The organism is Pantoea allii (assembly GCF_046529425.1).
GTDB lineage: Bacteria > Pseudomonadota > Gammaproteobacteria > Enterobacterales > Enterobacteriaceae > Pantoea > Pantoea allii.
In genome coordinates, this window is sequence record NZ_CP125958.1 from 4,174,498 (window position 1) to 4,187,286 (window position 12,789).

The 12,789-nt window shown below is 54.3% G+C and carries 9 protein-coding genes; 4 read left to right on the plus strand and 5 right to left on the minus strand.

Annotated features, from left to right (window positions below; all coding sequences use genetic code 11):
• Positions 1–16: 16 nt before the first annotated feature.
• The 3 genes from QNH99_RS19625 (at position 17) to QNH99_RS19635 (ending at position 8,345) form a co-directional block, all read left to right on the plus strand.
• Positions 17–145: a hypothetical protein gene (locus tag QNH99_RS19625; protein WP_283355295.1), complete on the plus strand. Its 129-nt coding sequence runs from the start codon at positions 17–19 to the stop codon at positions 143–145.
• A 736-nt stretch (positions 146–881) separates the two neighbouring features.
• A complete protein-coding gene (locus tag QNH99_RS19630; protein ID WP_410517099.1) occupies positions 882–6,413 on the plus strand; it encodes a glutamate synthase-related protein in 5,532 nt (1,843 codons plus the stop codon).
• Between the two features lie 174 nt (positions 6,414–6,587).
• Positions 6,588–8,345 (plus strand): sulfite reductase subunit alpha, encoded by a 1,758-nt coding sequence (locus QNH99_RS19635; protein WP_063878127.1) that lies wholly within the window; start codon positions 6,588–6,590, stop codon positions 8,343–8,345.
• Positions 8,346–8,474: 129 nt separating this feature from the next.
• Here QNH99_RS19635 and sspB read toward each other — a convergent pair whose 3' ends face one another.
• The 5 genes from sspB to zapE form a co-directional block, all read right to left on the minus strand.
• Positions 8,475–8,960 carry a ClpXP protease specificity-enhancing factor gene (gene sspB / locus QNH99_RS19640; RefSeq protein WP_063878126.1) on the minus strand — a complete coding sequence of 162 codons (486 nt, stop codon included), beginning with the start codon at positions 8,958–8,960 and terminating at the stop codon, positions 8,475–8,477.
• 3 nt (positions 8,961–8,963) lie between these two features.
• Positions 8,964–9,605: a stringent starvation protein SspA gene (gene sspA, locus QNH99_RS19645; protein ID WP_013024313.1), complete on the minus strand. Its 642-nt coding sequence runs from the start codon at positions 9,603–9,605 to the stop codon at positions 8,964–8,966.
• 314 nt (positions 9,606–9,919) lie between these two features.
• Positions 9,920–10,312 (minus strand): 30S ribosomal protein S9, encoded by a 393-nt coding sequence (gene rpsI / locus QNH99_RS19650; RefSeq protein WP_063878125.1) that lies wholly within the window; start codon positions 10,310–10,312, stop codon positions 9,920–9,922.
• A 15-nt stretch (positions 10,313–10,327) separates the two neighbouring features.
• Positions 10,328–10,756: a 50S ribosomal protein L13 gene (gene rplM, locus QNH99_RS19655; protein WP_063878124.1), complete on the minus strand. Its 429-nt coding sequence runs from the start codon at positions 10,754–10,756 to the stop codon at positions 10,328–10,330.
• A gap of 225 nt (positions 10,757–10,981) precedes the next feature.
• Entirely contained in the window at positions 10,982–12,109 is a 1,128-nt protein-coding gene (gene zapE, locus QNH99_RS19660) for a cell division protein ZapE (protein ID WP_063878123.1), read from the minus strand.
• A 177-nt stretch (positions 12,110–12,286) separates the two neighbouring features.
• Between zapE and zapG the strand changes: the two genes are divergently transcribed.
• Entirely contained in the window at positions 12,287–12,688 is a 402-nt protein-coding gene (zapG, locus tag QNH99_RS19665) for a Z-ring associated protein ZapG (protein ID WP_063878122.1), read from the plus strand.
• Positions 12,689–12,789 lie beyond the last annotated feature (101 nt).

Sequence of the window (12,789 nt, forward strand, 5' to 3'; positions counted from 1 at the left end):
GGATGAGAACAGGCACATGATAGCGTATTTACGTCGTGGTCGTCGCAATGCATCCGGTGAGATCGCAGCGCTAACGCACTTTAATGGTGCAAAAGGCGGTTGCTTCGCCGACGTTCATGACCTTACCGCTAAAACCCTTGACTAATTGTGCTAACTCAATGAATCTGTACGGCCGCCTGTCAAAAAGGCGCGCCTTATCTGCTCGTCTTTTTTCGCCTGGCAACGTCCCTTTGCCGCGATTTCCTGCTTTTTATGCATACTCATTCATATAAATCGTAGTTTTAAGCAACCTACCGTAATTAATTTTGCTAATCATGCCGCCCTTATTCATTCAAATTTGCTGCTATAAGAAAAACAGATACATCCTGCGCTTCCACTGCCTGCAGCAGCATTTGATGCTGTTTAGCACCTCGTCTCCAGCATACTTAAGTGATTTCACGCCTACAGCACAGTGATACAGTTCACATTTCATCCCCTGCACCTTAGTGAAAAACTGACACATTTCAGACATAAAAACATAATAATTTCATTCGGTTAACGACATAAAAGCGAGATTAAACTGTGTCAGACTCGCTATTTGACCTCGATTCGCTTTCCCGATAAGTTGGAATTCCGCTGAAAGCTTTCATGATGGGCACGCGTCACGGCATATCTATGCAACATGACGTCCACATGGTTTGAGTCATCTCCTTTCGAGAACGGAAAAAACACGCACTACGCATCAAGGGGCATCTCCTCCTGACGCTGAAAAGTGCGCAAAACCCAACCGCGCAGGCTGTCAGGCGCGGAAATGAAAGAATTTGCGCTGGGAAGATTGTGTAGTTGAACTCAGTGCCTGAAACAATGCAGGTAATGTCTAGAGCAGTTTAAGGAGACCCTCAATGTCCAGTAAAAAACCTGATTCCTATGGCTTATATAACCCAGCAGCAGGAAGTGACAGCTGTGGTGTAGGTTTCATTACCCGTAAGGACGGCGAGCAGACCCATGAAATTCTGCGTATGGCGCATAGCGCGCTCTGCACGGTGCCGCACCGCGGTGGCATGTCTGCTGAGGGCGTTGGCGATGGCGCAGGCGTTAACGTCGATCTTTCACTGCATTTCTTCCGTAAAATTACCGGTCAGGCGCTGGAAGCCGGTCGCTTTGGCGTCGGTAACTTTTTCGTTCCTAAAGACGTTGAACTGCGCGCCAATGCCGAACGTTTGGTAGAAGAGACGTTAAGCCGTTTTAACCTGCCGGTTATCATGAAACGTGAAATGCCGCTGGATAACAGTGTGACACGTCCGGCTGCCGTGCAGTTTCAGCTTCCTATTGTGCAGTGGATTTTTGCCGCACCTCAGGACATCAGTGACCAAAGTGATTTTGAAAAACAGATCTATCGCGCACTGTTGACCATTGAGGCGCAGGCCTTTACCCAAAGCGAGTTCGGCGGGTTATATCCGCTGTCGCTGTCATCCCGCACACAAGTCTTTAAAGCCCGCCTGAACTCGAATGAAGTGATTCCTTACTTCAAGGATCTGACCGATCCCGATCATCAGGTACGCGGACTGTTTTTCCACACTCGCTTCTCAACCAATACCGATCCGCACACCACCATGGCGCAACCTTTCCGGTTGATGGCCCATAACGGTGAGCTGAATACCGACCGTAAAAACCGTATCGCCGAATCCGCGCTGGCCTCTGCCCGTGGCAAAACGATTGTACGGCCAAAAGGTCAGTCTGACAGTTCGCGCCTGGACCAGAGTATTCACAGCCGGTTGATGGAAGACGATCTGGATCTGATCACCGCCGTGGTTTCCATGATGCCCCCGGCCTGGGAAAACGATACCGCGCTCTCCCCTGCCGTCCGCGACATGCTGGAGTATTTTTCGCTGTACGAAGAGAAAAACGATGGCCCTGCCGCGCTCATCTTTGGTAACGGCGAAGTGATTGGTGCACGTCTTGATCGCCTGGGGCTGCGTCCACTGCGTTCGGTTGAAACGGCAGAGTATATTGGCGCCATGTCTGAAGCGGGCCAGATCGCGTTTCCACCTGAAAGCGTGCTGCGCCGCGGTCGTATCGAAGCTGGCGGGATGCTCTATTTTGATCATCGCGAAAAGCGCAGTTACACCACGCATGAAGCGCTGGAAAAACTGGCTGCAGAAAAAGACTATGCCGCATTGGTCAGCAAATCGCGTGTCGATTTGCAAGAGTTGCCGGTCATTCCCGCGGAACAACAGGGCTCTCCCCTGCGCTATCGCGGCGATCTGAAAACCTATCAGCGCTTCGTGGCTTACTACTACAACCAGGAAAGCTTCAAGTTCATGATGGACCCCATGCTGAACACCGGCGCAGAGAAAATCTCGGCGATGGGTTACGGCAACGCCATCAACGGCCTGTCCGATCATGAAGGCGGCATGGCGCACTATTTCTCACAGCGCTTTGCCCAGGTGACTAACCCGCCGCTGGACTCCATTCGTGAAGCGGACGGCATGACGCTGCGCGTAGCCCTGGGGGCGAAACCGCATCTGGGACGCAGTAAAGGCCGCCAGATCATCGTGCCTACGCCGATTCTGACCCATCTGGACATGCTACAGCTGCGTGAACAGAACGTCGCGCCTTATGCCCGCTTTGACATGCTGTACGAACCGGTAATCGGCAAAGACCTGCTCAGCCGCACGGCCAACGCCAGTGCGCTGGAAAAAGCGATTGACGATCTGGCCCAGCAGGTGGTGGATTTTGCCCGTTCACAGGGCGGCATCGCGGTACTGACCGATCGCCATATCTCCTCCACGCAAGCGGCCCTGCCAATGCTGTTGGTTATCTCTGCGGTTAACCAGCGTCTGGTGCAGGAAGGCTTACGTCTTGACGTTTCACTGGTGGTAGAGAGTGGGCAGATTATCTCTTCCCATCATATTGCTGCCACGCTGGGCTTTGGCGCATCGGCCGTTTATCCGCTTGGTGTGCAAATGCGCGCTGAGGAAAAATTTGGTGAAGGCGAGGAAGGCAATAAAGCCTTTAAACGCTACGCCAAAGCCGCTGAAAAAGCTCTGATGAAAACCATGGGCAAAGTCGGCCTGTGTACCGTAGAGAGCTACAGTAGCGGGGAATTCTTTGAGCCTAACTTCCTGAATACGGACGATCCGGTCCTGAGAAAGTATTACCCCAATATCAAAACGCCCGTCGGCGGCGCAGGCTTTGCCACTATCGCGCAGATGGCGGTGGACTGGCATCAAAGCGCGCTGAAAATTCAGGGCGAATCCGAAGTGCCACTGCTGGGGCTGTTTAAAGAGCGTGCAGAAGGCGCAGGCCACTCTTACGGCACCATTGCCGTTCGCACCTTTATTGATATGACTGAAGAACCGATTCGCTTCGCGGACAAAGTGCGTGAAGAGGATAACTTTATTCGGCTGATGACGCTGGCCCGTCTGGACAATGCCTTTGGCATCAAGCCAGAGACATTCAAAGACAGCAGCTTTGAGCGCATCCCGGATGACGTGATGAATAATTTTGCCATTACGGCCGATTATCGTCAGTTCTCCAGCCTGATGTATGAAGAGCGTAAGCGCCGTCCCGCTGCACTGCGCGATATTTTGGCCTTCCCGGCGGACCTGACCCACATCGACAGTGAAGCCGAATTCCGGCGTAAGCTGGGTCGCTACTCGCTGACCAACAACGGCTTTGCCACGCGCGGTCTGGTATGTGATGCCATTGAAGGCAGCCAGAACGCCTTTATGTTGCGTCTGACCGATGCGATTGTCGGGCTGAAGCCGGAGAGCGAGCGCCTGCTTAACCTGTCTCGTGCGCTGAAAGCCCGCTTTAATGACGAAATTGAAACGGCTGAGGTGGTCGCCGGTGGCCTGAAAGTGACCGCCAGCGGCAAAGCGGCAGACTATCTGTCACGTATCTTTACCGCGCTGCCGTCGCTGCCGCTGAGCGATATTCAACCCGCATGCGAAATCACCCGCACATTCGCCTCTGGCGCAATGAGCCACGGCGCGCTGGTGGCTCCGGCGCATGAAGCGGTCGCGCACGGCACCAATATGGTTGGCGGCATGAGCAACTGCGGTGAAGGCGGCGAACACTACTCGCGTCACGGCACCATTCGTGCCTCACGCATCAAACAGCTGGCCTCTGGCCGCTTCGGTGTCTGGGCGGCTTACCTTGCCGATCCGATGCTGGAAGAGCTGGAGATCAAAATCGGCCAGGGTGCGAAGCCCGGCGAAGGCGGCCAGCTTCCAGCGGCCAAAGTGACCGTGGAGATCGCAGCAGCGCGTGGCGGCACGCCGGGCGTTGAGCTGGTTTCTCCCCCGCCGCACCACGATACTTACTCAATTGAAGATCTGGCGCAGCTGATTCACGACTGTAAAGCGGCCCGCGTACGCGTCATTGTGAAGCTGGTGTCCTCCGAGGGAATTGGCACCATTGCCGTCGGCGTGGCAAAAGCCGGTGCTGACGTGATTAATGTTGCCGGTAACACCGGCGGCACAGGCGCGGCCTCGGTGACCAGCCTGAAATATACCGGGCGCGTAGCGGAAATCGGCATCGCCGAAGTCCATCAGGCGCTGTGTGCAAACGGTCTGCGCGACAAAGTGCTGCTGCGCTGCTCCGGCGCACAGCAAACCGGCAGCGATGTAGTGAAATCCGCGCTGCTGGGCGGCGACAGCTTTGAGTTTGGTACCACCGCGCTGATGATGCTGAAATGCGTGATGGCGAAAAACTGTAACGTCAAATGCCCGGCAGGGTTAACCACGAACGCCGAAGCGTTTGATGGCGATCCACGTCAGCTCGCACAGTACTTCCTGAACGTCGCACACGAAGTGCGTGAAATTCTGGCGCGGATGGGCCTGCGCTCCCTGCGTGAAGCGCGTGGTCGCGCCGATCTGCTCCACCTGATGGATCACCCGCTGGAAGTAGGCAAGCTGGATCTGCGCGCAATGCTCACCGTGGTGCCAGAACTGAAAATCGACAAGCCGGTTTACCTGGAAAAAGATTTTGAGCTGGATGACATCTGGGTTGAAGAGCTCAGCCAGCAGCTGGTGGAACAGGGCAAAACAACGCTGCAGTTGGGCCACGAGGTCGTGCTTAACAACCGCAATAAAAGCGTGGGCGGTCAGTTAGCTATCGATATTGAGCGCATGCTGAATCACACCCTGACGGCGGCACAGATCCAGGCGATGCCGGCCGTGCTGCAGGACGATCGCGGTCGTCGCTACCTGGCACCTGAAACGGTAAACATCACCACAACAGGCTCAGCAGGTCAGTCCTTTGGTGCATTCTGCAATGACGGTATGCTGATGAAACATCGTGGCACCTGTAACGATGGCGTCGGTAAAGGCCAGTGCGGCGGCGAACTGGTGGTGTTATCACCCGGTGGCGGCGCACAGGACAGCGATGGCAACGTTCTGATCGGTAACTTCGCCCTGTTTGGCGCAACCGGCGGCCGTCTGTTCGTTCAGGGCCAGGCGGGCGACCGCTTCGCGGTACGTAACTCCGGTGCGACTGCCGTGGTGGAAGGCGTTGGTGACTTCTGCTGCGAATATATGACCAACGGCGCAGTGTTAAACCTGGGCACTTTTGGTAAAGGCTTCGGTAACGGCATGAGCGGCGGTTTTGCTTACCAGTACGATCCCTATGGCTCACTGGCCAACCATGCGGCAGGCGATTCGGTCCTGTTTGGCTCCATTGCTGACCAGGATGAGCTGGCGCAGATCCATAAGCAGGCGGTCTGGACCATGCTGAACTGGCACCTAGCGGCCACGCAGTCTCCGCGTGCCGCCTGGCTGCTGGAACACTGGGAAACCGAGTGTCAGCACTTTGTTTACGTGATGCCACGTTCTCTGCTGCTTTATCAGGACGGCGGTGAAATTCTGAAGGCGAAATCCCGTAAGGATTTGCTGGAAGAACTGTCGACGGCGCTGGCTGCCCATCAGGTAGCCAAATTCAAAGCCGCCTGGCGTGAAGGCAAAACCATTGCTGACGGTGCGGTGCCGGCCTACGGAGCGACCGATACGCAGGAAATGTTTGTTTTGCTCAACAACTACACCGTACTGAGCTTTGCGCAGCAGCTGGCATTAGGTAAGTTACCGAAAGGCACCTCAGTTGAGGCCCCTGCCGTGGAGAAAGCCGTCCGCAATTTGCTGATGACAGAAGACTTTTCTCTGATCAGTAAACTGCAACGCCATGCGCGAGCAGCGATTGAAAACTACAGTGACAGCGAGTTGGCCAGCCTGATCGGTTCAAAACGCATGTCCGATTATAAAGCGGCACTGACACAACGTAACATCCGCTCGATGGACAGCCTGGCCACCTATGGCTGGATCATGTATCAGGATGCCTGCAACCGTGAAATCCTCGGTCGCCTGCCTGATTTTGAAGAGTTGTTTGCACGTGCGGCGTTACCTGAAATTGCAGCAGCGGTGGGTAAACTGGCCTGACAGCAGAGTCAGTGAACAGAACTGTGTTTAATCATGATTACCCGGATTTATTCGTCGTACCGGGCGCAGCGGCAACCTTATCCGCTCAGCAGCAAGCTGCTGAGCGCGCAGGAACCGACTGCCATCGACACGGCGACGTATGACGGTCAAGAGCGGGATTGAGTAAAGGTATCCATGAAAATTCCATATATTCCTGAAGATGCACCTTTTAATGGTGACCAGAAATACTGGCTGGCGGGCTTTCTGGCTGGCCTGCACTCCCGTTTGTTGGTGCTGGAAGATAAACAGCAGCCAGCGGCGGGCAGCAGTGCTGCCGCCACCACCCAACTGCACATCCTTTATGGTTCTCAGACCGGCAATGCTGAGGCGCTGGCCCAGTCAGCGGCGAAATCAGCCCGAGCCAAAGGTCTGGTGCCCGTCGTTCAGGCATTAGGCGATGTAGATCTCGACGTGTTCGCCACCATGCGCCACGTGCTGATTGTCACCTCAACCTATGGCGAAGGTGAAATGCCCGACAACGCCCAGCTGTTTTGGGACGCGATTTCAGCCAGCACTGCGCCGCGCCTGGAGCAGATGCACTTCGCCGTGCTGGCCATTGGCGATACCGGTTATGACGGATTCTGCCAGGCAGGTAAGTTCCTGGATATGCGTCTGGAACAGCTTGGTGCAAAACGCGTTGTCGACCGTATCGACTGCGATATTGATTACGAAGAGCCGTCGAATGAATGGCTGAACAGCACGATGCCACAGTTTGCCAGCAGCGCAGGCAGCAGCGGCACGGTGCTGGAGAGCGCCCCGGAAGCGCCAGTCATTCCTGGCAGCAACAAATCCAACCCCTATGCGGCTGCCCTGATCACCAACAAGCGCCTGTCGAGCGAACAGTCAGCCAAGGACATTCGCCACTTCGAGTTTGATCTTAGCGACAGCGGTCTCAAGTATGAAGCCGGTGACGCGCTTGGCGTGATTCCGGTCAACGAACCGTCGCTGGTTAACCTGCTGCTTACGCAGTTAAACGCCGATTATCAGACGCCGGTGCCGGGTTTCGACCGAAGTCTGGGCGACCTGCTGACCTACCAGTTTGAAATTTCTGAGCCATCACGCAAGCTGATTGAGTGGGTAGGACAAAATACCACCAACCAGGAGCTGCGCCATGTCCTTCAGCATGATGATAAAGATGCCCTGGGCGTCTGGCTGTGGGGCAAAGATACGCTGGATCTGCTGCAGCTTGAGCTAACGCGTAGCCTGAGCGTGACAGAGTTTGTTGCCCTGCTGCGCCCGTTGCAGCACCGTGCCTACTCCATTTCATCCAGCTCAAAAGCGCATCCTAATCAGGTGCACCTGACCATTGCCTCTGTGCGCTATCACAGCGGTGGCCGTAACCGTAGCGGTGTGTGCTCAACCTACCTGGCAGAGCGCGTGCGCCGTGGTGAAAAGCCCGCGATCTTTATTTCGCCTAACAAAGCCTTCCGTGTGCCCGCCAACGGCAATGCCCCGCTGATTATGGTGGGACCGGGTACGGGCATCGCGCCGTTCCGTGCGTTTTTGCAGGAGCGTCAGGTGACAGGTGCCCAGGGCAAAAACTGGCTGTTCTTTGGCGATCAGCATCAGGAGCACGACTTCATTTATCGCGAAGAGCTCACAGCCTGGCAGGAGAGCGGTTTGCTCACGCGTCTTGATCTGGCCTTCTCGCGCGATCAGGACAAGAAAATCTACGTGCAGAACCGGATGCTGGAACAGGGCGCAGAGCTCTATGCCTGGCTACAGGAAGGGGGCTACTTCTACGTCTGTGGCGATGCATCACGCATGGCGAAAGATGTCGATAGCGCGCTGTATGAAATCGTGCGCCAGTTTGGCGGGCTGTCCAGCGAGCGAGCGGCCGACTACATCGATCAGCTGAAGAAAGAGAAACGCTACCTGCGCGACGTTTATTAATCCCTGCCGCAGAAAGCAAAAATCCGGGTAACCTGTGTTCCCGGATTTTTTTATGCCTGCTCTCTGGCAGGCAAAAACGCGCTATCTGGCAGGCAAAAAAATACCCGTCGAGGTGACGGGCATGCTGTGTTATTTCACCACACGCAGTGCGGGACGGCCACCACGTGGCGGCGGATCGTCATCGGGTGAATGATCATCATCGCTGGCATCATCAGGGCGGTCACCGTCAATGACTGACATCACCGTTTCTTCCTGATTCTCTGGGAATTCCTGCGTCCCGCCTTCATAGGCCGGTTCAGGTTCAAACATCGTGCCTGCACCGTTTTCACGCGCGTAGATAGCGAGTATAGCCGCCATCGGGACGTTTACCTGACGCGGAACGCCACCAAAACGTGCGTTAAACGAAACCTCATCGTTACCCAGGTCAAGATTACCGACGGCACGCGGCGCAATGTTCAATACAATCTGACCATCACGTGCATATTCCAGTGGCACCTGAACACCAGGCAGATTGATGTCGACGACCAAATGCGGTGTGAGCTGGTTATCCAGTAACCAGTCATAGAAAGCACGCAGTAAATAAGGCCGACGGGCTGTGAGTTGTGACATTTCCATAAATCAGCCCCGGGCTTGCAGGCGCATTTCACGTTCAGCTTCAGTCAGTGAAGCAAGGAAGGAGTCACGCTCAAATACGCGGTTCATATAGCCTTTCAGCTCTTTGGAGCCTGAACCGAGCAGATCGATACCCATTGACGGTAAACGCCACAGCAGCGGTGCCAGATAGCAGTCAACCAGGCTGAACTCGTCGCTCATAAAGAATGGCGTCCGTCCAAACAGAGGGGCAATCGCCAGTAACTCTTCACGCAGCTGCTTACGCGCCGCTTCAGCTTCCTGACCACTGCTGTTCTCAACCTTTCTCATCAGGCTGTACCAGTCTTGTTCGATACGGTGCATCATCAAACGGCTTTCGCCACGCGCGACGGGGTAAACAGGCATCAACGGTGGGTGTGGAAAACGCTCATCCAGATATTCCATGATGATGCGTGATTCGTACAGCGTCAGTTCGCGATCTACCAGCGTCGGCACGGTGCGGTACGGATTGAGGTCAATCAGATCCTGCGGCAGGTTATCCATTTCGACCTGCTCGATCTCTACGCTGACACCTTTCTCGGCAAGCACAATACGTACCTGATGGCTAAAAATGTCAGTAGGACCAGAAAACAGCGTCATTACCGAACGTTTGTTGGCAGCGACAGCCATGAAAACCTCCCAGTTTGTTCACAAAAAGTTACTGCGAATAGCCAACCACACGGCGACTCACCTGCTCATAGAACTCGCTCGCAATTCGCGCTAACCACCCCCGACAAATGCCAGGCGCATAACGCGCCAGCTTGCGGGCGCAAAGTGACACAGAGTTTACCAGATTTTAGGCAGCTTGTGGGTGGGGGAATGCATTTTTGCGGGCAAAATGCGAACAGTATTGTGGTTTTATGCGACAGGGCGACCTGATGCATAAAATAAAAAACCCGCCGAAGCGGGTTTTTTGCCAACTGTGTCTGCCGAAGCAGCAACAATTAACGTTTGGAGAACTGAGGACGACGACGTGCTTTACGCAGACCGACTTTCTTACGTTCAACCTGACGAGCATCACGGGTAACGAAGCCTGCTTTACGCAGTTCGCCACGCAGTGACTCATCATACTCCATCAGAGCGCGGGTGATACCATGACGGATCGCACCTGCCTGACCAGAGATACCGCCACCTTTAACGGTGACGAACAGATCGAATTTACCAACCAGGTCCAGCAGCTCAAGCGGCTGACGAACTACCATGCGGGCAGTTTCGCGACCGAAGTACTGTTCCAGAGAACGTTGGTTAATAACGATGTTACCGCTACCCGGCTTAATAAATACGCGAGCGGTAGAGCTTTTGCGGCGACCAGTGCCGTAGTTTTGAGTTTCAGCCATTGCCTTTAATCCCGATTAAATGTCAAGAACTTGCGGTTGCTGTGCCGCATGGGTGTGCTCGTTGCCTGCGTAAACTTTCAGTTTACGATACATAGCACGACCCAGCGGGCCCTTCGGCAGCATGCCTTTAACCGCGATCTCAATCACACGCTCAGGACGGCGAGCAATCATCTCTTCAAAGGTCGCCTGTTTGATACCACCGATGTGGCCGGTGTGGTGATAGTAGATCTTGTCAGTACGCTTGTTGCCGGTGACAGCAACTTTTTCAGCGTTCAGAACGATGATGTAATCACCAGTATCAACGTGCGGAGTGTATTCCGCTTTATGTTTACCACGCAGACGGCGCGCCAGTTCAGTCGCCAGGCGACCCAAGGTTTTGCCAGTTGCGTCAACAACATACCAGTCACGTTGGACGGTTTCTGGTTTAGCTGTAAAAGTTTTCATCGAAAAGCTTACCCAAATTAAGTTACACGTTGGTGAAATCCCAAACGCTTAAGTAAACGAATGAGGCTCACACGACCATTTTGACCAGCAAGCCACCCCTTCGGATAGCGTTACCGGAACGCAGAGGATTTGGGAAAAAAATCCTGTGCTGTAACGTGGGGTCGCAAGATTATAGAGAAGTCGATTACAAAAATCGAACCCTATTTTCATTTATTACGCGTAATCTCAGGGTAAATGCGCCAGCCGCAGGTACTCCTCGCTCTGCATTTCCTGCAGACGCGACAAACAGCGCTGATATTCAAATTTCAGGCGCGAGCCCTGATAAATTTCAAACAGCGAGGTTTCTGCCGCCACGACCAGTTTGACATGGCGCTCATAGAACTCGTCGACCAGCGCCAGAAAACGCCGCGCCTGATCTTCCGTTTTGTAGATCATCACCGGCACATCAAACAGCAGGACGCTGTGAAAGCGGCGCGACAGCTCAATGTAATCATGCTGGCTGCGCCCTTCTCCGCACAGCGTTTTGAAATCAATGGCAATCACCCCTTCCGCTACGCCCATCGTTGCCATTTTACGATGGTTGATTTCCAGCACCGGCGCTTCACCGCGTTTTTCGCCTGACAGCGCCTGAAACAGGCGATCCATCTCAGCGTACGTGTCAGGTGCCAGGGGGAACTTCCATAAATGTGCTGACGTCAGCGTACGCAGACGGTAATCAATACCCGCATCGACGTTCATCACCTCACAGTGTTGCTTAATCTGCTCAATGGCAGGCAGGAAGCGTGCGCGCTGCAAGCCGTTTTTATACAGGTTATCAGGCGGGATGTTCGAGGTTGCGACCAGACTGATGCCGCGCGCAAACAGCGCTTCCATCAGCGTACCCAGCAGCATGGCGTCAGTGATGTCAGAAACAAAAAACTCGTCAAAACAGAGAATATCGGTTTCAGCCTTGAAGCGGTCGGCGATGATGAGTAACGGATCGCTGTGCCCCTGCAGTTCTGTTAGTTCTTCATGCACACGCAGCATGAAGCGGTGGAAGTGCAAACGCAGTTTGCGGTCACCAGGAATAGACTGAAAAAACAGATCCATTACCCAGGTTTTCCCGCGGCCAACGCCGCCCCACATATACAAGCCACGAACGGGCGCTTTGGCGTGTGACGTCTCTTTTCGTACCAGCTTCGACAGACGACCTAACAACCCTGATGAGGCGGGTTCGGTGTTATGCTGACGCGCGATCAGCCCTTGCTGGATAGCATCTAAGCGGGTAATCGCTTCACGTTGTACATCGTCGGGCTTGAAATCGCCCTGTGATAGCGCCTGCTCGTAGCGGGCAAGCGGAGATGAGGTTTGCATGGTTCTCTCAGTGTCCCTGAATTTTGTCTTATTCAAACGTCGTTTGTCGAAAAAAAGGCCGCTCTACACTAAGGCATGGCGCTCCAGAGTTCCACATCCATAAGATTAACGGGTATAGTGATTAATATTAAGTGGTGCAACGCCCTACGGAACAACGGAAATAACACGGGAGTCATTATGACCTGGGAATACGGGCTAATTGGTTTAGTGGTAGGTATTATTGTCGGCGCAGTGGCAATGCGTTTTGGCAACCGGAAGCTGCGTGAGCAGCGCAGCATGCAGTATGAACTGGATAAGACCAAGGCCGAGCTGGCAGATTATCGCCAGGAGCTGACCAATCACTTTGCGCAAAGCGCAGAGCTGCTGGATAACATGGCGCGCGATTATCGTCAGCTCTATCAGCATATGGCGAAAGGTTCCAACGATCTGCTGCCCAATATGCCTGGGGATAAAAATCCCTTTGCATGGCAACTGACCGAAGCAGAAGCCGATAACGATCAGGCACCGGTGCAGATGCCGCGTGATTATTCTGAAGGTGCCTCCGGTTTACTGCGTGGTGAACGCGCCGTCCGCGACTAAGCTTATCGGGCACAGCCACGCTGTGCCCGCTGTTTTTGCGAACCCCGGCCACAAACGGCTGTCTCATTGATTTATTCCCCCCACTTTTTGCAGCGAGAGCG